The 23,163-nt window shown below is 65.0% G+C and carries 15 protein-coding genes; 11 read left to right on the top strand and 4 right to left on the bottom strand.

The window, feature by feature from the left end; genetic code table 11:
• Window positions 1-286: 286 nt before the first annotated feature.
• Window positions 287-934 (bottom strand): class I SAM-dependent DNA methyltransferase, encoded by a 648-nt coding sequence (locus ABD808_RS20500; protein ID WP_344899040.1) that lies wholly within the window; start codon window positions 932-934, stop codon window positions 287-289.
• A 1,094-nt stretch (window positions 935-2,028) separates the two neighbouring features.
• Between ABD808_RS20500 and ABD808_RS20495 the strand changes: the two genes are divergently transcribed.
• Window positions 2,029-2,382, top strand: a complete 354-nt coding sequence (locus tag ABD808_RS20495) for a hypothetical protein (protein WP_344899038.1) — start codon at window positions 2,029-2,031, stop codon at window positions 2,380-2,382.
• A 1,776-nt stretch (window positions 2,383-4,158) separates the two neighbouring features.
• Here the strand turns inward: ABD808_RS20495 and ABD808_RS20490 are convergent.
• Window positions 4,159-5,031 (bottom strand): class I SAM-dependent methyltransferase, encoded by an 873-nt coding sequence (locus ABD808_RS20490; protein WP_344899036.1) that lies wholly within the window; start codon window positions 5,029-5,031, stop codon window positions 4,159-4,161.
• Complete coding sequence (locus ABD808_RS20485) at window positions 5,031-5,291, bottom strand: hypothetical protein (protein ID WP_344899034.1); 261 nt, start codon at window positions 5,289-5,291, stop codon at window positions 5,031-5,033. Before ABD808_RS20485 ends, ABD808_RS20490 begins: the two co-directional genes overlap by 1 nt.
• 89 nt (window positions 5,292-5,380) lie before the next feature.
• Between ABD808_RS20485 and ABD808_RS20480 the strand changes: the two genes are divergently transcribed.
• From ABD808_RS20480 to ABD808_RS20435, 10 genes are all read left to right on the top strand, one after another.
• A complete protein-coding gene (locus ABD808_RS20480) occupies window positions 5,381-6,034 on the top strand; it encodes a TetR/AcrR family transcriptional regulator (protein ID WP_344899032.1) in 654 nt (217 codons plus the stop codon).
• A 1,174-nt stretch (window positions 6,035-7,208) separates the two neighbouring features.
• Window positions 7,209-7,403: a hypothetical protein gene (locus ABD808_RS20475; RefSeq protein WP_344899030.1), complete on the top strand. Its 195-nt coding sequence runs from the start codon at window positions 7,209-7,211 to the stop codon at window positions 7,401-7,403.
• Between the two features lie 647 nt (window positions 7,404-8,050).
• A complete protein-coding gene (locus ABD808_RS20470; protein WP_344899028.1) occupies window positions 8,051-8,857 on the top strand; it encodes a tyrosine-type recombinase/integrase in 807 nt (268 codons plus the stop codon).
• A gap of 681 nt (window positions 8,858-9,538) precedes the next feature.
• Window positions 9,539-10,654, top strand: a complete 1,116-nt coding sequence (locus ABD808_RS20465; RefSeq protein ID WP_344899026.1) for a hypothetical protein — start codon at window positions 9,539-9,541, stop codon at window positions 10,652-10,654.
• The gene (locus ABD808_RS20460; protein WP_344899024.1) at window positions 10,651-13,371 is read left to right on the top strand and encodes a CHAT domain-containing protein; all 2,721 of its coding nucleotides are present in this window, start codon (window positions 10,651-10,653) and stop codon (window positions 13,369-13,371) included. The genes ABD808_RS20465 and ABD808_RS20460 overlap by 4 nt, the downstream gene beginning before the upstream one ends.
• The gene (locus ABD808_RS20455) at window positions 13,368-13,853 is read left to right on the top strand and encodes a hypothetical protein (protein WP_344899022.1); all 486 of its coding nucleotides are present in this window, start codon (window positions 13,368-13,370) and stop codon (window positions 13,851-13,853) included. Before ABD808_RS20460 ends, ABD808_RS20455 begins: the two co-directional genes overlap by 4 nt.
• A 623-nt stretch (window positions 13,854-14,476) precedes the next feature.
• Complete coding sequence (locus ABD808_RS20450) at window positions 14,477-15,955, top strand: hypothetical protein (RefSeq protein WP_344899020.1); 1,479 nt, start codon at window positions 14,477-14,479, stop codon at window positions 15,953-15,955.
• Between the two features lie 5 nt (window positions 15,956-15,960).
• The gene (locus ABD808_RS20445) at window positions 15,961-16,776 is read left to right on the top strand and encodes a hypothetical protein (RefSeq protein ID WP_344899018.1); all 816 of its coding nucleotides are present in this window, start codon (window positions 15,961-15,963) and stop codon (window positions 16,774-16,776) included.
• Entirely contained in the window at window positions 16,727-21,238 is a 4,512-nt protein-coding gene (locus ABD808_RS20440; RefSeq protein WP_344899016.1) for a coiled-coil domain-containing protein, read from the top strand. The genes ABD808_RS20445 and ABD808_RS20440 overlap by 50 nt, the downstream gene beginning before the upstream one ends.
• Entirely contained in the window at window positions 21,195-22,334 is a 1,140-nt protein-coding gene (locus ABD808_RS20435) for a hypothetical protein (protein ID WP_344899014.1), read from the top strand. The genes ABD808_RS20440 and ABD808_RS20435 overlap by 44 nt, the downstream gene beginning before the upstream one ends.
• A 535-nt stretch (window positions 22,335-22,869) precedes the next feature.
• Here the strand turns inward: ABD808_RS20435 and ABD808_RS20430 are convergent.
• Window positions 22,870-23,025, bottom strand: a complete 156-nt coding sequence (locus tag ABD808_RS20430; protein ID WP_344899012.1) for a hypothetical protein — start codon at window positions 23,023-23,025, stop codon at window positions 22,870-22,872.
• Between the last annotated feature and the right edge of the window lie 138 nt (window positions 23,026-23,163).

Below are 23,163 nucleotides of genomic sequence, written 5' to 3'. Positions count from 1 at the left end.
CAACGTGCGGACGGACGCCGAACTGAGCGCGCGCCTAAACTTGGCGCTCGCGCTGGTCGCCGACGACCACAGGCAGGACGTCGCGCTGCCCGTGGCACGGCAGCTGGTGATCTACCTGAATCGGCCCGGCGGCCAGAGCCAGTTCAACGTTTCGCTCGCCTCGGTCTCCACAATCATGGGACAAGCTGTACTCCGCAACCGCGCCAGCCACGGCGTTCTCACCAAGGACTTCACCGAACCCGATGGGCCCCAGGCTGATCGTCCTCGCCGGAACCGGCTGACGGGGTCACCGGGGCGATGCCGCGGGGCGGCGGGCGAACAGGATCGCCCCCGGCTTCGGCTCGTCCGGGCTCAGCAGATGCTGCGCCTCTACGGTGAAGCCCGCCTCCCGGACCCAGTCGGCCACGCGGGACGGTTGGCGGTAGTGCACATACGCATGCACGGTCTGGTCGCCGTCACCACTGGTCTCGATCTTTGACTCGTCACCGACGTGGAAACCTACGGCCAGTACGCCGCCCGGCCGCAGGACCCGGTGGAACTGTCCGAGCACGCCCGGCACCGCCTCGTCCGGGATGTAGATCAGCGACCACCACGCGAGCACACCGGCCAGAGAGCCGTCGGCGAGCTGTAGGTCGGTCATCGAACCGACCTCGAACCGCGCGCCGGGGTGCTCGCGGCGGGCGATCTCGATCATCGCGGGTGACAGGTCGATGCCGGACGCGTCCGCGCCCAGCTCCCGCAGCAGCGCGGTGGTGTGCCCGGGCCCGCAGCCCACGTCGGCGACGGGCCCGCCATCGATCGCGCGGACCAGATCGGCGAACAGCACAACCCCCGCGCGAACGTGAAGCAGCCTCTCCAGCAGGTCACGGGTCTCGTCGGCATAGCCGACCGCAAGGGCGTCGTAGACGTTCCGGGTATCGGACAACCAGGTCATCAAACGACCGTAGCCTTTCAAACCACTTGATTCATGAATGTTGCCGCCGAGTGACCCACGCACCGTGTCCGCTCATGCCGCCGAGCGCTCCAGAGTGGGCTTTGCTGTGTCGGCATCCGCTACTTGTGTGAACCGTGGCAGGCGTGGAGTTCGGTTCGCCGAGCTGTCACCAAAGACTTGGGTATGCGATAGGCGAAAGGCGTTCGAGCGAGCCCGCATAGGTTCGGGCTGCGAAACTGCGGTGGGGACGTCCCGGTGACCGGGCGCAGCGAGTCGGCAACGCCTGCCGTGCCCCGCTACTGCCCACAGATGGTTCCGGAGGGTGGCTTGCGCACCCTCCCGTGAGTACCCGGCTCTCCGGCCGCTGGCGTCTCGTTCGGTCAACGATCATGTTCCGGGCCTTCACGTCAAGTCTGCTCCGCCTACACCGCAGGTAGACGTCGTAGAGGGTCCATTTTGGGCCGATGATCTAGAACACGACGCGAAACGGTGATCGGGCAGACTTTCGCACATGCCCCATGGGACGCGCTTTGTGACGGTAACCTGGTGGAAGTCACAAGCACCGACCCACCTTGGCGCGCGGCGCGCTCGCAGGCTGCCAAGCGTTAACAGCAGCCCGCCTGAGATTTTGCTGATCACCTTGAAGTGGTCCCCGGCGATCCCGACAGACGGCTCCGTTCATCACTCCTAACTTCGATGAGATCACAGTGACGGCAAGATATATTGATTCGCGCTCCTATTCCGCGGATAGGGACCGAATCTTTCAGGCATGCGCCGACGCCATCCAACCGTGTGGGTACACCGTGGTTTCACTCGACCGACAACGAGGGACTGTACGAGCGACCGTTTCCTCGGTTGAGCAGTTCGATGACACCGGCATCGGAGCAGCTGTGCTTCTAGGCGTTTTCCGAAAGCAGTTCGAGAGTACGTTCGGTGAAGATATCTCTCTGAAGGTGCACTCCGACGGTTCGGTGCGGATCGAAAGCATCTCCCGACCGCGTTCAACAGTATTCGACCAAGGCAGAAACAGGCGGAATGTTGTCCGACTCTGGGCAAAATTGGATGAGTATCTTCGCCATCCACCAGGAGGCGCAGTGAATGTGACCGGGAGCAACAACGTTACCATCGTTGGAAATCACAACCCAGTACAGCAAGCGGGTTCCAACACTCGCCAGGACATTCGGGGGCCAGAGAGGCCCGACCTCAGTCAGATAACCGCCTTCCTGACGCGACTGGATTCCGAGGCTCATCAGCTCGGGCTGAGCGGTGAAGACTACAGCGAGATGCGGGCAGAGGCGGAAACGATCCGGGCTCAGGTCAAGTCCCCAAAGCCCAAGTGGCATGTCATCGCTGAAAGCGTCCGTTCAATCCGCGCGATCCTCGAAGGTACGTGCGGAGGTATCGTCGCAGCGGGACTACTTGAAGCACTCCCGCAGATTATTTCGTGACGATACTACATTTCCAGGGTGTTCTTGTGTTGTTGTCGGATTCCTTGCTCCAGCTAATGTCGGACGAGTCGCGGGAACTGACCGCTCCGTTTATCCTGTGATTCGCTCCGCGCATGCTCCGGGTACGACGGCATCAGGTTAGCGGATGTCGCTCGTGGAGATCGTATAGGTGCTGGGCCCGTGGTTCCCGACTCGCTGTCCTACTGTGGGGCATGTCCCTGCCGAACGGCAAACCCTACCGTTCCAGTCGGCTCTGGCTCCCCCTCGATTAACTTCTCACCGAGGGAGGCCGGAAGACACCGAATCCCACAACACAACAACCCCAGCGTCGCGAACGCGCGCGTTGGGCCAGGTACCCCGGCCACGGAACTATTGGTTGTATGGGGTTTGCGGCTAGACCGACCATCGCCATCTGGGACGAGATTCCGCAGCAGCTAGTGCTCCGGCCGTACAACGTGACTTGGTTGGTGGGCCGTGTGGGCGGAAGTGCTTCAATGGGTTGTGGACGCGCTTCCGTGATGGCTGCAACGTTCGGCAAGGAGTGCTGACGGCGGAAGCCCTGGATTATGGATGGATTGAGAGAAGCAGCCTGGACAACCTCTGGGCTGGGACCGTGCCGGTCGCGGTTTTGCGGCCGGGCCGAATCTCCTATGTCCGCTGCTCCGTCTTCGGCTGCGCTCGACTGATGGCTCTCCGACCATCAGGCGGCTGCGGCTGGTCGTGGACGAGGACAGGGCAACTTTCCGGTTCGCGACCGGACCGGTCTATCGGTGGAGGCTGCGCAGATGGGCGCAGGGCCGGGATCCGGTGCGACCCGACTGATCCCTTACGGGGCGGTGGCGCGCATGGCGTGGCCGCCGACCTTCCGCTTTTCAAAAGTAACAACCCACCCTGTGCAGGGTTCAGGTTTCGCCGGAGGCTGGGGGCTCGGCAGTCACAGCCTCGCCCTTCATCGGCCAGCCCTTCGCTACGAATCTGACCAGTCCCGGCCCGAGCAAGCACGTCACTAATTCACTGACGCACGCCCGGGTGGCCCAGAACAGCATGCGGCATGCAGGGGGGGGCAGGTCGCGAACAAGTTCGAGCAAACAGCAGCCGATCTGCTCGCCGAAGTCCCCGCAGACCTCCCGCCGGTCATTCGGCGATTCCTTCCCGTAGCCCCAGCGTTCTTCGCCTACGACACCAACGTCCACCTCCACCCACACACTCCTTAAGGCCGCGAATATCGATTCCGGAGCGCACCACCATCACTTTTCGAGGGCGCTAAAGGGAGCATGGTAACTATTGCACCACGCGTTGATCGCAAACTCCCCAGTGTCCACTAGCATCCGCATGACCGTTTCACACAAGCGCCATCCAGGGGCGCTTTCGCTTCACGTCATTTAGGCTATTTTCACTACCGCATGTAAATGGGGACCGGCCGGAGAGCCTGCGCGTCGTACGCGGACGATCGGAAGAGGAGATATTAGAGGGTGATCACGCCACCGTTCGCCGCCGGGCGACCATCCCACAGCGCAAGTCGTTGGACGGTCGCGCGCTCCAAGTCCCGGGGACACCACGGACGGATCGGAGGATCCGGCGAGGCCGAGTCCGAGCATGATCGGACCAGTCCTGAAGAGGCGACGGCCACAGGTCAGCTGTGGGGCGAGGCAGGTGGAGGTCAAGCAAGGTGTGGAACCTGCCGTAGGCGTGCCCCCGGCCGCACCGTGTGGAGGCCCCGGTGCACGCTGCCGCGGATCTCGCGGGCGGCCGACGCGCAGCCGGTGGGATTGATCATCAGGGTGTTGTCGCGGTGATCAGCCAGAGTCCAGCCGGAAGCCGGTAGGTGGCTCCGGAGCGGTCCCGGGGGTCGTGGAACCGAGCGAGGAGCCCGGCGGTCGCCGTTCTGGCGGCGGCCCGCTGAGCCGGAGGGGCGGCGCGGTACGCCGCGCTCGCGGGCCCTATCTCGATGAGCCATTCGGCCACCGCGTCGGGGTCGTCGGAGACTGTCAGGGTGACGTCGCGTGGCTGGACGCTGATGCCTTCGAATCCGGCGGCGGTGAGGACGCGCTGGATTCGCGCTGGTCGCGCGAAGGCGAACGGGCCCGGTTCCTCACCCAGCGGCAATGGCGGTAGGGCTTCGAGGTGTGGCGCGGCGGCGAGCACAGTCATCACAAGCCACGGGTTGGCCGTGCCGTCACGGAAGACGGTCGCGGCCAGCCGGGCACGTGGGCGCAGCGACCGCCGGATCGTGGTGCAACCGGCGACCGGATCGGCCAGCAGCATCAGTGCCATGCGGGAGTACGCCGCGTCGAACGGCGCGCCTGGCACGATGTCGGCCGTCTCGATATCGGCGGTGATGAACCGCAGCCCGGGATACCGGTCCGGTGGGAACCGCCGACGGGCGGCCGCCACCATCGACTCGGCCAGATCCACGCCGACCGCCTGACCGTTCGGTGCGACCGCCGCCGCCAGTTCGGCGGCGGTGCCCCCGCAACCGCTGCCGACATCGAGGATCCGCTCACTGGCACGTGGCCGCAGCCGGTGCAGCGCCGCCGCGCCCAGCGGCCCGCCGAGGCGGTCGTGGCGGTCGGCTTGCCGGATCCAGCCGGGCGCGGTCTGCGTCCAGAATGCGAGATTGCGGGCCCGGAGGGACTCGGTGTCGGCCATCAGAACGGGAGTTCAGCGCCATCGACGGTCACCGACCGGAAGCCGGCGGCCTTGCCAGGGTCGAACCCCTCCTGTTGTGCCGCGAGGCCGGCCGCGCGGATCAGCCGCTCGGACTGGAAGCGGCGGAACGCGTCCTCGCTCTCCCAGATATTGATGACCCTCCAGCCGTCGGGGGCGGGACCGGCGACGTGGGCGAGCAACCCGGGCGGCCGATCCGGTCCCAAGTGCTTCTCCACCAGCCGATACTCGCCCTCGCTCACTCCGGGCATCTCTTGCAGTACCCCAAACGGCATGCCGAACCTCTTTTGATAGAGCAAGCATCTATCCAATAGAGGACTACACTCTGCCAATGGCTGTCAAGAGGCGCTACGAGTCCGCGCGGCGTCAGGAACTGGCCCGCCAGACCCGCCGGGCCATCCTGGACGCGGCGGGCAGGCTGTTCGTCGATCCCGGCTACGCCGCCACTCCGCTCACCGCGGTCGCGGCCGAAGCCGAGGTCGCGGTGCAGACCGTTTACGCGGTGTTCGGCAGCAAGCGCAACCTGCTGTCCCAGCTCGTTGACGTCACCATCGCCGGTGACGACGAGCCGACCGCGTTGCCCGACAGACCGTTCGTCGCCGAGATCCGCGCACTCACCGACCCCCGCGACAAGCTGGCCCGCTACGCCCGGCACCTGCACCAGACCCACGCCCGCCAGGCTGAGGTGATGATCGCCCTGGCCGGCGCCGCCACCGCCGACCCCGAGGCGGCGGCGATCTGGCGCAAGAACGCCGAGGAACGCCGACGGGGTATGGCCATGTTCGCCGCCGACCTCGCCGCCACCGGCGCCCTGCGACCTGACCACGATGTCGAGAGCGCCACCGACGTCCTCTGGCTCGCCATGGACGCCACCAACTACGACTGGCTCGTACGCCAACGCCACTGGTCACCCGAGCACTTCCAACGCTGGTACGTCGACACGGTGGCCGCCGCGATCCTCGACGTCCCACCGCCGGAGACCTGACAGCTCCCCGGCGCGCTCTTCTCCAGCGCCGAGCCGACGATCTCGGCGGGGGATGCGTCCGAGCAAGTTGGACTGGATGAGCGAAAGGCGGTGGCTGCCCGAGCGACGTACAACCGCTTGAGTGATGTCGACTTGGAGCCATGTTCACCGGTAGGGCAGTCTTGGGCCGACTCGGTGATCTCACCGTTCGAGGGAAACGAGACCCGTGATGCTGTCGGGCGCGCATCTGAGTCGAGGGCAACGACAACGAACCGGGATGGTGATCCCGGCTGGCGCGGCGGTCTCCGTGGTCATCGTTGGGCCCCTCCGGGGCCTCGCCCAATTGTGGATGATCGCGTTGCGGTGGGGGCCGTCCTGGTGCCATCGATCCCTGGTGCCCACGGCAAGAGTTCGTCCGTCCGGTAGCGACTGGACGGAAGGTGCGCGAGCGGAAGTCGTGGAGCGCTATCACGCCGGCCGGCGGCCGACCGGAGAATGATGGCCGGGCCGGTTGAGGCGTCCATCCGTACAATGCCACCCCGAACTGCGGCCAGGTGTGCGTAGCGACGGACGGGGACCAGCATCGGCCGCCAATTGCACCGCCTTTTCACTTCACCACCGCCGACCGATTAGAACCACCGAATATCTCGCCCCCAGCGACTCGGGACGCGCTCTTCTGCCAGTGAGCGTGTGGGAGCGAGGTTCGCCGGTGCTGGCAGGCGCCGGTCACAGAAGCTGACGAACGGGGCGGCCAGAGAAGTTGGTGGGACGCGCTGTCGTCCCTGGACCACTCGAAATCGCTAGGCGCTTGCGTTCGAGCGCCGTACACCCACATGAGGCGGCTTTGATATCGGAAACGAGAACACCTCTGACCCTGTTTTAGCTGGCCAGAGGTGTGAACGTAGACAGGGACGGGGTCAAACCGCCGACCTTCCCTTTCAAAAGTAGCGGGTGCCCAGAGGCTGTCGCTGGTGCCCTGTGTTTGGGGCCGTTGTCGTCGGAACTGTCGTCAGCCTTGGGGCCGCTGACCATGGCTTCGGAGCCGCCTATGTCGTTCGCAATGCCCCGCTCGGCGGCGCTGGACGCCGCTTGTGAGCGATAATCGCACGTAACGTCGCGCCGTGCGGACGGCCGGGCTGAGGATGGTTCGTAGGTGGGCGCGAAGGTGCGCACTAGCTTCCGGGAGAGATCGTCGATGAGTGAGACTCTCTACATCACCGCACAAGGCGACCGTTGCCATGCACGCCCCGACTGCTCAGGCATCACTGGTGCGCACAAGGCGGCGGTCACCCTGGGCTACGAGGTGTTTGAGCCTGAGGAGGTCACGCTTGCCGAAGCTCAGCAGCGCGGCAAAGGCGCATCGTGCCCAACCTGCAGTGGTTCAGCCTGAGCAGCGGCTTCGCCTCAGAGGACGGGACTGGCCGCGTCAAGGAAGATGACGGTTCCCTCGCGACCACCTAGAGGCGGACCAATGGCGCCCCGCATGCCACCACTCTCCGCCGCAGTTCCAGCGTGCGCCGACGTGTGATCACGTAAACCGCTGTGAGTTGCTGTTGCGGTACTCCGCTGCTGTACAGCAGTACGCCCCGACCAAACCCGCGCTGTCAGCCTGGGAATAGTTCCGATCTTGCCTACTGGTGCCGCTGACCTCGTGTCGCACCGTACCGCGAGTGACCGTTGATGACCCTTGACCACCCTGGCTGATGGCCCGCCGCCTGTGCTCTTGACCTGCGCTGGAAGGTTCGCCTCGACCTTCTGGCGCTACTTTGGCGGTCGATCGCACAGACGCAGGACGTTCCGGGTACTCGTCTCGCGGGGGTCCATGGGGCGGCGCAGCCCCCTGGTTCGAACTCGCTCAACCACCTGAGCCGTGAGAAGCGGCTCGGCAAGCTGACGGCCCGCGACGTCCGGGCGTTCATCACCACCGTCCGCACGTCGTGCCAGTGCTGCCGTCACGGGTGGGACGCCAGTCGGGACAAGCCGCGCTGTTGCGGCCTCAAGTGCGGTGAGTGCTGTAACTCCCGACTCTCGGTGCGCATGGTTCAGTTCGTCCTGGCCGTGCTCCGCAACGCGCTGCAATCGGCCGTGCGTGAAGAGATCCTCACGCGGAACGTCGCCCGGCTCGTTACGGTCACCACGCCCACGTACAAGGTGAACCGGGGCCTCACGGTCGACCAGGCGCGGGCCGTCCTCAAGGCGGCGCAGGACGAGCGACTCTACGCGCTCTATGTCCTGGCGCTGACCCTCGGCCTTCGGCGCGGGGAACTGCTCGGGCTGCGCTGGGAGGACATCACCTTGACACCGTGCCGTGCCTGCGGGGGTGAGGGCGGCACCCCCGACGGCGACCCGTGCACGCGCTGCGCCGAGACTGGCATTCAAGACGCCAAGCTTGAGGTGGTGCAGACCCTCCAACGGGTCGCCGGTGAACTACGGTTCGTGCCGCCCAAGACCAACGACTCAACGCGAACCATCCCGCTGCCGGACCTGTGCGTCACGGCGCTCTGCGAGCACCGCGTGAAGCAGGACGCCGAACGGGCCGACGCTTGGCCGCGTTGGAAGGATCATGGGCTCGTCTTCCCATCCCGCCTCGGCACTTCCATGGAGCCGGACAACCTCCGCCGTAGCTGGGGCCGTATCCGTGCCGCTGCGGGCCTCGGCTCGATGCGACTGCACGACATGCGGCACACCTGCGTCTCGCTGCTCCTGGACCTCGGCGTGCCGCCGCACATCGTGCGAGAGATCGTCGGACACAGCGACATTGAGGTGACGATGACGATCTACGCACACGCGGCCCCCGACGACAAGCGCACGGCCCTTCGGAAGCTGGGGGATGCCCTCGGATAGGGACGTTGTCGTCAGGACTGTCGTCAAAAGGCCCGGAACCGAGATTGGTTCCGGGCCTTTTGGCTGGTCAAAGACGTGGGCAGGGGCGGGGTCGAACCGCCGACCTTCCGCTTTTCAGGTCACAACGTCCAAGCGCTGTACTGACCTGCAAAAACCCAGGTCGTCCACGAGCGAGAAGCCGATAAGCGGATTGTGTTCCCCACCAGGCTAACACGCAGCGCTACCGCCTACCTACCCAGTGCCTGCGGCGGTCAAGCCTGAGCCTGGCCCTGCGAACCGCCAACGAGCTCTCGGCGAGCTTGCGGGCGCTCGCAGACATGTCCTCGTAACCATAAACCCGACCTGGCCCGAGACTGAGTCGCTCTCCGCGCGTAGTCGACGTTCGCGGCTCGATCGTGTACCCGCCGCCCGATGGCAAGCACGCGGGACCCGGCGGTGCAGCGCTCCCCGTTCAGGGCGAACACCACGACGGGCAACTTGCCGCCGAGTTCCATCGACAGGGTCTTCAGCCCGTCGGCGGCGAAGGTCGATCTCGGCCGACCAAGACACAGAGCAGGCATCGCGGGAGCAAACGCCCGTGCGCCTTCAGCAAGGAACCTGTCAGCCCCCTGGATAGTCCAACAAACAGGTCCCTCGGACGCCTCCGAGGCCGATGTGTGTCCTACACCGATCGGAGGGTTCATGGCGGTCCTGGACTGGCGCTGGATTTTGCTAGGTGCTTCCGACAACAAAGCCCTCGATCGGCTTCGGCGAGCTGGGCCGAGTGAGCGCAAGGCTCTGCTTGCAAGCTTCCGAGCAGACGCCGCCGATAGCGATCCGGGGAGGCTGAACCGCCTCGCGGTCGGACAGTCCATCGCTGGTCTAACGGATCTTGCCCTCCAAACTCTGGAGCGGCTGGTTGAGGAACATCCGGCAGATACTGCAGGGTGGTTGAACCTAGCGGCGGCACAGCTCAGTTCCGGGCAGTTCGAGGCCGTTGGTCGGTCACTGGAGTCGGCCGTCGCCCATGCCTCCGAGCCGTCGCTGCGTGGGCTGGCTGAAGACAGGTTGGTCGAGTACACGCGGTCGCAGGGACAGGCCGCTCTGGGCAGGGAGCTCCTCGAGCGTCAGGCCGCAGCCCTCTACGAGCGGATCGAGCACGGGGTAGCACAGCAGGGTGACCGAGTCAAGTTGATCCGGATTCTGATCACCCTAGTGAACACGGTGGGCAGCGCCATCACAGCGGACCAAGTGCTGGAGGCGGCGCGGGACGCCCACGCGGAAGCCCCTGACGACCCCGCAGCATTGGAGCTGCTTGTAGCCGGCCTCCTGAGTGCGGGAGAAAATTCCGAACTGCAGAATGCACTGCTGCAATTGGAACAGCGGGCACCGCATTCCCGCTTACTCGAGCTCGTCCGCAGCCGACGGGCTGATCCGTCCTATCAGAGGACGCTCGACGCCTGGGCGGAGCGCGGCAACAGGCTCGTCCCTCGTGCCTGGAGGGGCGATCCAGTTGCTGAGACCGAACTGTGTGAGTGGGTGCGCCGGTATCCGAAGAACCAGAACTATCGCGTAGGGCTCATGATGGCGGCCCGAGCCCGGGAAGACTGGCAAGAAGCCCGTCGGATCGCCGACGGCCTGGCCAAGGAGAACACCGTTGAACATGAGACGCATCTGCACATCGCACAGTTCTATGCGCACGCGAACGATCAGCGACGGGCCCGCCGACATTTCGCGCTGGCCTGGGAGACAGCGCGTGATGATGAGGACCGCGCAATTGTGATCCAGGCCATGAGGGTCGTCGGAGTACGCCTGTGAGCGAGCTCGCTGACCGTGTTCTCGCCGCACTGTCCATCGAAGAGTTGGCACATGTTTTGGAGACGGCGACCGAGGAGTACACCCTCGGTTCCCTCGTCGCCGAGATGGAGCAGCGAGCGCGGCGGTTCGAGGAGAGCGTGCGGCCTGCGGAGGCCGCCCAAGTGAGGTTCACTATCGCGCGCGTCCGTGAGCAAAGGTCGGTGATCGACCGGGCCGATGCCCGCCGCCGTCACCTAGCCGCCGGGGGAACAGCGCGGCAACTGGTCGCCGATGACGCCGGCGCGCGGATGACCATCGAGGCCGAGATCGGTGACCTGGCCTACCGCGACGAGGTCGATCACGCGCTGAAACTCGTACGGCAGGCCGAACGCCTGCCGCTGCCCGACTCCGAATTCCTAAACGCCGCAGCTGCGCGGCATGTGTTGGCGGACGCGCTGCGTGGCCTCGGCCGCTCCCGCGAGGCCCTCGGTGTACTGCTCTACACCTCCGCCAAGGGAATTCCGTCCCAGTATCGGAATTCGACGCCAGCGGAGCACGCGGTGGCGCGGTTCTCGAACATGGAGGGTCTACTCCAGGAAGATGTCGGGTCGTACCAGCTCGGCCGGATCTGCTACGAGACCGCAGCCGCAGCCGCGGCCCGGATCGGCGATGACCGCTTGGAGTTCATGGCGCTGACCAACCTCGCGGCCTCTTATTGGAAGTCGGGCCGTCACCAAACAGCCTTGCGCGCGTTCCGTCAACTGCTACAGCGCGCCGAGACGGCGGGGAACCCGTCGCAGACGGGTGCCGCACTCAACAACATCGCACTGCTATCCGATCCGGAGACCGGCCGCACGTGTTACGAACGGGTGTTGCAGACCTTCGCACGGTACAAGATCACCGGGGCTAGCCAATCCATCGCCTGCTTCGGGCTCGGTGACATCGCGGCGGCCGAAGGGAGGTTCGAGGAGGCCGCTGCCGCTTGCGTGAACGGTTATCGGCTGTCGGAGGATGGTGACGCTGGCTGGCGACGAAAGGCAACGCAGTACTTAGCGGATCGGTTGGAGCGCGGTGACGGGCTGACTGACGCGCTCCTAAGAAACCCGCTGGTCTTTCTAGTGATGATGGAGACGCTGGAGCGGGGCGATCCTCAGTTCATGAACTCCTTCGTGTTGGGCGAAGCTCGTCTGAAAGCCGCGCAGGGCGATGACGAGGCCGCCGCAGGGGGGCTTCGGGCGGTGCTGGCCCGGCCGGACTTTCGGGCCCGAGGGGCAGGCCGTGGTGACGAGCGTCGAGTTGCCTCGGACCTCGCCGAGATCCTGGCGCGTAGTCCAGCGCTGGCCGACCGCCAAGAGGCGTTTGACCTGCTGTGGCGGTTGCGCGGCGAGTTGCTGAGCGCACCCGATCCCGCAGATCGCGGTGCCACCGTACAGTCGTTCCGTCGCGTACACGAGCAGCTCGTACTGCTGCTAGCCGACAATGTTTCAGGCCTGCGCCTGCCCGATGCCCGGCCCGCCCTCCACTTAGCCTTCGACCTGCACGAAGAGGCCAAGACCCTCCCCGCGATCGGCAAGAAAGCCGGCCCCGCCACCGAACCCGCGACTTTCCGCCAGCTGCGCGAGCACCTACGGGGGCGGACAGAGCTGGCCTTCGTCTCCTACCTGTGTGCCCGAGAACGTATGGTCGTCTTCACCTACGTACCGGCGAAGCACGAGCTCTCCGTACACCTGACCCCCCTGGGCGCGAAAGTGATCGCCGACGTCGAGTCCCGGCTGCGGCGGACCTTCAACGGCGACCCCGATCGATTCCCGCCCCTCGCTCCGCTGCACCCGAGGCGACCAGAGCGACGCACGCTTGCGTTTTTCGATGAACTCTCCGAGCCACTGCTTTCCTTCCTCGGCGACGTCTCCGGCCAGGACCTGCTCTGCATCGCCCCGGACGAGCCGCTCCTTAGCCTGCCGTTGCCGGCATTGCGCCTGCCCGACGGCGAACATCTGGCCGTCCGGCACGCAGTCGTCAACGTCCTCAGCGCCACGATGCTCTTGAAGTCCCAACCACTCGCGGAGCCAAGGATGGCCGCCTCGAGAGTGCTGTGCGCCGGCGTCGCAGCACGCGAAGACCCGGATCCGACGTCAATGGAACGCGACGCGCGGTTGTTCAACCCAGCCGCCGGCTGGGACGTCACCGAGTTCGCCGGAACCGACGTCACCAGAGACCGAGTTCTGGCGGCCCTGCCAGCTGCACAGATCGCCCATCTCACTTGCCACGGCCACCTCGATTCCCGGCAGCATCTCGACTCTGGCCTCCTGCTCGCCCACGCCGGTGCACGCCCGTCGCGCAACCCCTCGGCCCTCCCCGTCGATGTACGCCGGGAGCATCTCCTAATGCCGACGGACATCGCCGCTGCCTCGGTGCGTCTGAACCTGGTGACGCTGCGGGCCTGCTCTGCAGGCACCCAGGACCGCAAGAGCGACGAAGGAGTGACCGGACTGGCCCAGTCGCTGCTGTTTTCCGGCGTCTCCGCTGTCGTGGCCCCGCTCTGGGATGTAGCTGAGGAAAGCTCACGCCACATGCTGGCAGCGCTCTACCGGGAACTGCCTGCCACCCCCAGCGAGCCCCTCTGGCAGGCCATCTGGAAGGTGCAGCGCAGGATGATCCAAAACCCCGACCGGCCATGGCACGCCCATCCCTACCATTGGGCCGCGTTCGCCCTGTTCGGAAACTGGAGCCCACTTTGACGGAAGATCTCCCATACGAGTCCGTACTGCTGTCCCTGCAGGAACTGGTAGAGGACCTCAACTCCACCGTGACTTACACGCCGTACAGCGGTGACGAGGCCTACGCCCTAGTCGACTCGCTGCTGATCCGTGGTGGAAACGCGCCGGCCCATTCCGGCGAGGTCCAATGGGACGCGGCGGCCCGACGGCTCCTGCCACATCTCAACGCGGACGCCGACACCGCGTCCCAGACGAACGCGATCCTCGCCGACCCCCCGACGAGCGACCGGCTCGGAGCCGAGACCGCAGCCACCGACCTCGTGGTCCTAGCGGCCATCGTCACCTGGCTGCAAACGAAAATCGACATCAGGGTCAAGCACCAGGACGGCGGCTGGGAATTCGACTTCCAGCTCAGCAAGAAGCCGGTTCCTATCTCCGTACTGCGGCGGCTTGCTGGCACTGTCAGCCGGATCCTCAACGGTCCGACCGACCCCCACACCTGATCGCCATCAAGCAGACGGCGCCCAAGGATCTCAGGCCCTCGCCTTCACCCGACCGGCAACGACGTCCGAATACTGAACCTCTTCCGCCTATCGATTCGACCGGACCAGGGCTTGAGGCGGCTTCGGGGCGCAAGAAAGAATGCCTCTGACCATGTTTCGGCTGGTCAGAGGCTTGGCGGTGGGCAGGGGCGGGGTCGAACCGCCAACCTTCCGCTTTCAGGTCACAGTGCCTAAGCGCTGTATTGACCTGCGAAAACCCAGGTCGCTCACGACCGAGAAGCCGATAAGCGGCTTGTGTTCCCAGTCAAACTATCACACTGTGTAATGAATTGAACACCCTGAGGTCGTCCGCTTGGGCCTGTTGGGTTGGGTCTGGGGACGGATACTCCACCGTCAGTGGGCCAGTGCGACGCAGTTGGTTACCAACTCGCCCAAAGGGTGGATCGGGCAGGACAGGTGCGTCCGGTTCGCTGTGGATGGACTTCGCCTTGGTGTCGATACTTCGGTCGACGATGCGCCCTCGTGTGAGCTTGCTCGGGAAGCAGACGGACTCCACGGCAGAACCAGACGCAAGACTGAGAAAACGACAGCACTGTGCTGTTCTGAACGCTACGGTGACTACCGTGACAGGAGATGTCATTGAATCTGGGGGATCATCCGATCGGAGCTTCAGCGAGAGAGTTAAGGCGCTGTCCCTCACCCGGCCGCTGCATGAGCTCGATGAGAGGAAGGGGCTCGTCACCTGGGCGGACGCAAAAGTGTACCCGATGGCCGAATTGGCCTTGCACGCCATCGACATAGTCGCGATCGCCCAAGACTTCGAGACTGGTGCGGGGCACGACCACGTCATTGAGCGGCTCTCGGAACACGCTCGGCAGATCGCGCCCGATCGGTCTGTGAATGAGTGGGCGGACGTAGCTCGCTGGGTGCTGAACGGCCTGCTCAACGCTCAGCACATTGAGCGAGGGTTCACCTCGTCCTACGGGGTGACCTCTGACGAGGGCCGCCACGTCAGGTTGGACTTCCGGTTCCGGCTGTTGGAGGAGCAGCGGGACGAGCGCGGCGGGCTCGTGCTCAGGGCCTCCAACGAAGCACTCAACGTGCTGGTCGGAGCGCTCGACACGGACGTCGAGTCAGCGCAGATCGCCGCCGAGGTCCGGCTTCGGAACCTGATCAAGCGAGGGCGGCTCCAGGACGCGAAACTCGTAGCGGAGCAGGCCCGGATTCGGACGATCCAATTCGGCGAGGAGATTCGAGCACGCCTCGACGCCACGCGACGCAACGTGTGGTCGGTGGACTGGATGGAGACGATGCCTGGGCTCCTGGACGAGGCGCTGGAACACGTCGAGGAACGTGTCGTCATGGAACGCGGGATCGCGGCACAGATCACACGGACGCGAGACGAGGCGGACGATCCAGTGCTCAAGCGTGTGGCCGCCGAACTCGTCGACATCGTCGAGGACTGCGTCCGCCGCCACACTATTCTGCAACGGCGGCTGATCGGGGCTCGCGCGGTCTTCCGCGAGGAGCAAGACCGCCAGGAGTTTTCCGGACGGCCGAATGGCCTCGGCATTGACCTATACGGAGGTCTACTCAAGCCGCTGATGGCGCTCTCCGTCTCCGAGGCCGCCGAACCTGTCGCACGGTTTTTCGTGGCCTCCAGCGGCCCCGAAGCCGACGCCCCCGTCCATTTGGCGGGGCTCGTGCGGCTGCTGTTCGATCCCCCGGCCGAGCGGCCACGGCACGCCGAACCAGTGCCTGAACCCGAGTTCGCGCCACTTCCCGAAGCCAGCGGATTTTCTGACGCGGAATGGGATGCCGCTGAGCGTCTGCTGGATCTCCCCGGAAGAACCCGCAGGCTGTCGGACCTCTTGGCTGAGGCGGCGGAGTCCGACCTTGAGAACCTTCCAGACCTGGTGGCGCTGCTGGCCCAGCACGCCTTCGCGCCAGAAGCGCGCTCGAGCGTTCGCAGAGGAGATCACAGGCTTCGGCTGTCTGTCCCCACGGACACACCACTCGACGTCCCCGGTTTCGGCGGCGACGACCTGCTAGTCACCTCGGCGCTCATCGAGCGGAACGACGAAAGGGCTGGTGAGCGGTGAACCCCGTGTTCGACGACGAGGACGACATCGAGGCCGCGGGCCGACTCGTCAGTTACGGCTTCCGGCCCAAAGTCCGTCCGTTCCGCGACCTAGACTACGCGGCGCTCGTCCGACGCTACAACGAGGATCCGGAGTTCGAGCGGATCGTCCAGCGCTACGCGGCGGGGCTAAAGCTCCGTGTCATCGGCGTCACCGGCAGCGCCGGCGCCGTCCTCGCACCACTTCCAGGCTCGTTCTTCGAGACGAAGCTCGAACCTTACGCCCGGCTGTTCCGCCAGGCCCAGCACCGGGAGACTGAACGCGTCCTCCACGGCATCGTCCACCTCGCGGCGGCGGCGCTGGGCTTTCCAAGCCCTGCTGACCTCGCCGACGATAAGCACGTCGGCCGGGTCTCGGTCAAAGAGATCGACCGCGTTGTCCAAGACATTTGCAAGGAGTTGGACGCACGGGCGGCGGCGGCTGGCGAAACTGGAGATCCGCCGCAGGACGAACCGGAACTGGAACGGGTCTGGAGGCTGTACGCCCGCCGACCGGAAGCCGCGGAGACGCGGGATGACAGGGCCGCGCCCCACACCAACGAGGCGCTCGTCCTCAGAGTCGTGAGGTATCTCGTCGAGGAAGGCATGCTCACGGCCTACAACGAGGAGGCCGAGGAGTCCGACCGGGTCTTCCGGACAACCAGTCGGTACCAACTCCAGGTCCGTGAGCTTGCGGCACTCCGGCTGTTCGAGGAGCTGACTGAGATCATGAACGGTCCGCCCATCTCACAGGGTGGCCTCGTTCGCCGACCTGATTCAGCGGCGCTCGCGGGAGACCAGTGAGATGTACGAACTCTCCCGAATCTACCTCCGTTCGGTCGGTCCCGCTGGGGCGCGGTACGAGAACGTCCTCCTGGACTTCAGCAAGGCGGGCCGTCCGGTCACGGGTTATCAGGCGGACCTGTTCACAGGCTCGCCGGAGGTGGTTCGTCCGTCGTCAGCCAGCGTTGTATTCCTGGAGAACGGCGGCGGCAAATCCGTCTTGCTGAAGCTCGTGTTCTCGGTCCTGTTGCCAGGCCAGCGCAACGTCGTTGGTGGCTCGGACGGATCCTCCCTGGGCGACTTCGTCGGTGCGAAGGACGTCTCCCACGTGATCCTGGAGTGGACGCACTCGGTCACTGGACGCCTGCTGATCACCGGGAAGACCATGGCTTGGAAGGGGCAGACGGTTTCAGCAACCGCCGAGAACTTCCTCGAACAGTGGTACTGCCTGTTTCCCAACGAGAAGCTCAACCTCGAGAGTCTCCCGGTCGTCGAGCAGGGCCGTTATCTGACCTTTCAGGCGTACCGCGCCCAATTGAACGCAGCGTTTGTCGAGGACCCATATCTTGATCTCTACTGGCCCAGGCGCCACGGCGACTGGACCGAACGTCTGGGAAAATTCGGCATCGACACCGAACTGTTCCACTACCAGCGGCACATGAACGCGGGCGAAGGCGAAGCTGTCCGGGCTTTCACCATGGAGACCGACGAGCGGTTCGTCGACTTCCTGCTGGGGGCTGTCCTGCTCGAGCGGGACCTGACTCCGCTCGCCGACCTCGTCTCCGAGCACGTCGAGAAGCTTGCCAAACGGGCCACCACTGTCCTGGAACGGGACTTCGTGGAGGAGACGCTGGAGCTCCTCGCCCCGCTGCGACGGGACGCGGCGCGCGCCGCGGTCTCACATGACGCTTTGGTACAGGCCCAAGCCTCACTCAGCGCCTTCGCCGGACGCATCAGCGCCCGCAGCAGCCGGGAGAGTTCGTCGCTGGCCAGCCTCGCGGAGTGCGTGAAAGCAGCCGAGGTGTCTGTCAAGGAAGCCGAGTCTATGGCCACCGCCATCCGGATTCGCGAGCAAGCACTGCGCCTCCGGAAAGCGAAACTGGCGCTTCAGACGGCTGATCGAATCACGGATGATACGAAGGGGAGGACTCGCCAGGCCGAGACCGAGGTCAGCGCATGGCAGAGCACCGGCACGGTTCTCGATCATCTCAGCAACGTCGCCGAGGCCGAAGGTCTTCGAGAACTTGTTCAGGAACGCGATGATCAAGCACGTCCTCTCCTGGAGGCCCGCACTTTCGCTGCTATATCTCTCTCGCGCGCGCTCCTCGGCCTCGCGCACAACGCTGCCGACGCCGCCGCGGCCCTCGATGAGGAGGCCGCCGGACACCGAGACAGGGAAGCCGCTGCGCGAGAAGCGCAGCAAACAGCGATCGGAAAGGCCGCCGAGGCGACGGCGAATGCGGCCACGCTCGCCGACCTGATCTCCAGCGTGGGGAGGCGGCTCGATAAAGCCGTGAATGACGGCCTCATCGAGGCGCCCGAGACGCTCGCGACCGCACTCTCCACCGAACGGAACAAGCGACAGAATCTCTACGAGACAGTGGTCGGCGCTCAGAGGCAGGTCAACGAACTCATCGACGACTGGCCACGTCTCGATGCCGATCAACGTAGTGCGGATCTCGAGGCCAAGGACGCCGAACGACGGCATGACGCCGCGAGGGACGCCGTTGAGGAGGCTCACCGACGACGCGCGATCCTCCAAGCGGAGGATCGTCTCGCGGAACTCCTCCAGACCGGGGACGTCCTCCTTGAGCAGGATGCTCCGACCCTTGCGAAACTCCTCACCGAGGCGATCGCCGAGCACACCCACAAGATCGTGGCCCTCATGATCGAGCAGGCACACGACGAACGCGACCGCCTGACGCTCGCTGAGGGCGACTTGCTCCCGCCGCTGGCCGGGGTAGAGGAGGCTTGCGCGGTCCTGCTCAGGGAGAACATTCAGGCATGGCCGGGATGGAGATATGTCAGCGACATTCAGAACCGAGACCGGCGGCGCGAACTCGTCCGCGTCCATCCGCACCTGGTGGCCGGAATTCTCCTGAACTCGAAAGAGCACATTGAGGACGCCCGCCGGATCCTGTCCGACGAGCGTCACCAGTCGGCCTCGGCAGTGACCGTCGCCACGACCGAAGAACTGGAGCAGGCCGGTGCCGGCGTACCCGCCTTCGTGCTCCCCTTCAAACCCGCGCTCTACGACGAGGCGGCCGCCGAACGAGAACACGAGCGGATTGAGTCTCGGCACCGGGATCGGGACACGGCCATCGCCGCGCTCACGGAGGCCCGAGAGGAGGACACCAACCTTCTGAGCAGAGTCCGTAACTGGCTGCAGGGCTATCCACCAGGCCGCGTCACCGCACTAGAAGGCGATTGTGATCGAGCTGCAGCGGAACTCACCGAGGCGACGGCGGTCGCGGCCACGACCGAAAGGGCCAAGAAGCAGAACGAGAGTCGGCTTTTCCACGCCCGTGTCAAGCGGCAGGTTCTCGAGGAGGAAAGAACGAAATCGGAGGACCTGGTCAGAACCCTCACCTCTCTCGCCAACGAGGCCGAGAAGATCCCAGGCTGGAAGGACGAACGGAAGGGTCTACTCGAGACCGCCCGTGTGCAGAGCGAGACCGCCGAGAGTCTCGGAGACGACGCCCTGAACGAGAACCGGCTGGCCACCGACGCGGTTCGCGAGGCAGACCGGCAGCACCGAGCGAAGCGGGACCTCGACGCGGAACGTGCCGCGTTGCCTGGTGCTGAAAAGATCAGCGACTCCGGCGCACGCCCTTCAGAGCCCGTCCCGGTGCTGCGCAAACTCTACGCTGCGGCGGCGGAGCGATACCAGCAGGTTGCGACCGACGAGGATCTCATGGAGCGGCTGGTCACTGCGGAGAAGGCCGCGGCAGCCACGACGGCGACCTACGAAGCCCTCGACTCGCAGACCCGGGAACGTGCCCAAGTCCTCCTCAAGACCCCTGCGGGTGCGAGTGCGGCCAGCCGGGCGTCAGCGCTCGAATCGGCCGTGCAAGCTCGGGCCGTGGCCGATGAGGATCACCAGAACGCGCTTGTCCGCCAAGGTGTGTGCAAGCACGAGGCCCAACGGCTCCAACTAGCATGGGACGAGAAAGTGGCCGAGCCCGTCGACAGCTTCCTCGATCCGCTCCCGATGGACGTCACGGCTTGTGACCTGAGTACTCGGCTGACGCTCGACGAGCACGCCGCCGCCGCACGTCTGGTCACCGAACGCGAGAAGGAACTGGAGATTCGGCAAGGGGAACTCTCGGGAGCAGAGGAGGCGGCCAGGTCCTTCGGCGTCCTTGCCAAGGGACTCGAGGAAGATCTGACGGATTCCATCGAGGCAGCCTACGAAGGCGACTACGCATCCGCCGCCAACGAGTACGAAGTCCTGTTCGCCTCCCGAAGGTCCACGCGATCGACGGCCTTGGCGGACGCCGACCAGGTGAGGAAGTCAGGGCGGGCCCTGCACACCCTCATTAGGAGCGACCGATTCGCCGAGTTGGGCGCCGCTGTTCAGCGCGAAATCAATGCGACGGAACCCGAGCAGCTCCCGGAGAAGGCCGCAGCCTGGGAGGAACGACTGCGGCCTCGGCTTCGGTCCCTCAACGACGATCTGGAACAGACCGAACGACACCGCCGGAACATCGTCACCAATCTCAAGGGCGAGACCGACAAGGCGATTGGTGTTCTCCGCACCGCCCAGCGGGTGTCCCGGCTCCCAAGCAGCCTCGGCGACTGGCACAACGAGGAGTTCCTCCGCTTCCAATTCGAACTACTCGGCAACGAACTCCTCATGGAACGTCTCGGTGAGGTCGTCGACGAAGCCGCCGCCGGGAAGATCTCCGACAACCGCAAGGTCCAGCGAACTGGTCTAGCCCTGATCCTCAGGGCCGTCCATGCGGCCACTCCCAAGGGGATCAAGGTCTACGTCCTCAAACCCGACACCACTCTGCGCGCCGAACGCGAGAGGGTCTCACGGGTAAAGAAGGTCTTCTCGGGTGGCCAGCAGCTCACTGCCGCGATCCTGCTCTACTGCACCATGGCGGCGCTCCGCGGCAACGACCGTGGCCGACGCGTGGAGCACCGGGCCGGGTTGTTGTTCCTAGACAATCCGATCGGCCGGGCGAACGCCTACTACCTGCTGGACCTCCAGCTGTCCGTCGCGCGGGCACTGGGGGTCCAGCTCGTCTACACAACAGGGCTCTTCGACGACAGGGCGCTGCGGCAGTTCCCTTTGATTATTAGTCTTCGCAACGACGAGGATCTCAGGTCCGCCCGCAAGTTCCTGTCCGTTGACGCGCGGGTCAAGGGGCATCTCGACGCCCTACCGCCTTCCGACGGTGTTGGCCGGATCAGCACTGCGAGAATCTACAGCCATGGCAGAGGCACAGAACAAGCCCCTCCCCCGAAGGGAGCGTGAGCTCGCCGCGCTTCTCCGCCGCTGGGCCGATGACAGGGGCCTCGGCAGGGGCGCCAAGACCCGTGTCCCGATCCAGGACGTCTATGGCGTCTTTCGGCTCGTCCACAATCGCAATCCCGACAACGCCTACGAACCGGAGGTGCTGGCCCAGCTCCTCATTCAACTCGAACAGCACCACATCGTCAGGCCACTGCGAGAGCGTGCCCCCGACATGGTCCCGCTGCCCATCGGAATCTGGCTGCTTCCCGAGACACCACGGCGGACCACGTCCGTTCCCATGCCATCCTGGCATCCCGAACTCAGCGACATGTCCGCCTTCTGGAAAACGGCCGGCCCCCGACAGAAGGCCGCATACAGGGCCATTAATACGTGGCTAAAGAGCTCTCCCGATTTAACTCCGTTGCCGCTTCGCGAACGCACTCTGGAAATCTTCGGCACTTATGGTTCGGACGCTGAATTCCCTGTTCCCGAGAAAGCCCTCGACACTCTCAGAAGCGGCGTCCTCTTCTCAAACACTACTCGGCTCGACAAGGTGCTCCGCACCTTCCGGCCACCGCTTCCCCTCCTGACTGAGACGTTCCCTGCCGCCGACGACAAGGGCCGGTTCCATCGGGTCGGCCACGGCGACCTACTTCTTGTCATCGAGAACTCCACCACGTGGTGGTCCATTGTCAACGCACTGCCCTCAGATCACCGGATTGGCTATGTCGCCTGGGGAGTTGGCGGCTCCTTTCGCGCCTCGATCCGATCGATCGCCGCCAAGCACCGGATCACCGAAATCCGCTATTTCGGGGACCTCGATCCAAGCGGCCTCACCATCCCTCTGAAGGCATCTCAGGCCGCCACCGCTATCGGCCTTCCCCCTGTCCTCCCGGCGACGGCCCTTTATGAGCTGCTCCTCCGGGTTGGTCGCTCCCGCCACGGTACCGAGTCTCCCGTTGCCCCTGATGTGGCCTCGTCTCTTAGCTCTTGGCTCACGCTTAGCCAACGCCCAGCCGTAACTACCCTCCTCACCGGCGGACGTCGGATCGCCCAGGAATGGGCCAATCATCGTCACCTGACGCGCGAGACCGCGTGGCAGCAGGACATCCGCTGAAGGGAACCGGTCGAGTAACGACGATCGCACAGTTAGGTGGTGCTGTTCCGCACGATAATCGACTCTCCGCCATGCCCATCTATCGAGCCACACACCAAACGGCGCCGAGCGGCCACCTCGGCGGCTCCCTGCCCGATCTTGTGGGGCATCGTGTGGAGTGCGGTCGCGCCATACGCGCATGTGGGACGGGGCTGGGCCGCCGCGCAATCCCCTACCTGGCTCTCTACGGCCGTCCCAATGCAGGTCAGCGGCCTAGATGTGCGGAAGCGTAGGCGCCACACAATCCCGCCGCAGAGCTTTGAGGGAGACCACCAGTGGGGGCATTAGAACAGGTCAAGAGTATTTGTATGGATTTGCGGCGTTGCGTGGCGTAGCGTTCTCAAAGCCGCTGTCCCGTCGACCTGCCCGGCCTCCCATTGTGCGGATTGTGCAGCGCCGAGCCCCCATCGTCCTACTGCACGCTCTGCTCCCCGGGCTTGACCGGCTTCGACGAGGGGGCCAAGCCGAGGAGCTGCCAGGCGGCTTTGGGATCCGCTCAGGTGATATTGGTCTTCTGTTGGATGAATAGGTTGATGCCGTCGATCATGATCTGCGCGCGAGCCTTGGACAGACTGTCGAACTGCCCGTGCGCCGCATCGTTCCGCTGCCCCGCCCACGCCGTGATGTCCTTGACCTCTTGGGCCAATGCCATTTAGATAAGCATGTGGCCTCACAGTATCCACATATCCACAGTTGAGGTTGTGGGTTGCGATTTTGGGTAGCGACCGTGAGCTAGGTCGGCTAGTTTTCCGGCTATGGCTGATCATGGCGGCGGTTACGGTTCGGTTGT

This window comes from Actinomadura meridiana (genome assembly GCF_039537545.1).
Lineage (GTDB): Bacteria > Actinomycetota > Actinomycetes > Streptosporangiales > Streptosporangiaceae > Spirillospora > Spirillospora meridiana.
Note: the sequence above shows the minus strand (reverse complement) of the source record. Positions and strands in the feature narration are given on the sequence as shown.

Coding starts and splice junctions, on each gene's coding strand:
- ABD808_RS20500 (WP_344899040.1), bottom strand. CDS start 934: ATGACCTGGTTGTCCGATACCCGGAACGTCTACGACGCCCTTGCGGTC.
- ABD808_RS20490 (WP_344899036.1), bottom strand. CDS start 5,031: ATGGCCGACACCGAGTCCCTCCGGGCCCGCAATCTCGCATTCTGGACG.
- ABD808_RS20480 (WP_344899032.1), top strand. CDS start 5,381: ATGGCTGTCAAGAGGCGCTACGAGTCCGCGCGGCGTCAGGAACTGGCC.
- ABD808_RS20475 (WP_344899030.1), top strand. CDS start 7,209: ATGAGTGAGACTCTCTACATCACCGCACAAGGCGACCGTTGCCATGCA.
- ABD808_RS20470 (WP_344899028.1), top strand. CDS start 8,051: ATGGTTCAGTTCGTCCTGGCCGTGCTCCGCAACGCGCTGCAATCGGCC.
- ABD808_RS20465 (WP_344899026.1), top strand. CDS start 9,539: ATGGCGGTCCTGGACTGGCGCTGGATTTTGCTAGGTGCTTCCGACAAC.
- ABD808_RS20435 (WP_344899014.1), top strand. CDS start 21,195: ATGGCAGAGGCACAGAACAAGCCCCTCCCCCGAAGGGAGCGTGAGCTC.
- ABD808_RS20430 (WP_344899012.1), bottom strand. CDS start 23,025: ATGGCATTGGCCCAAGAGGTCAAGGACATCACGGCGTGGGCGGGGCAG.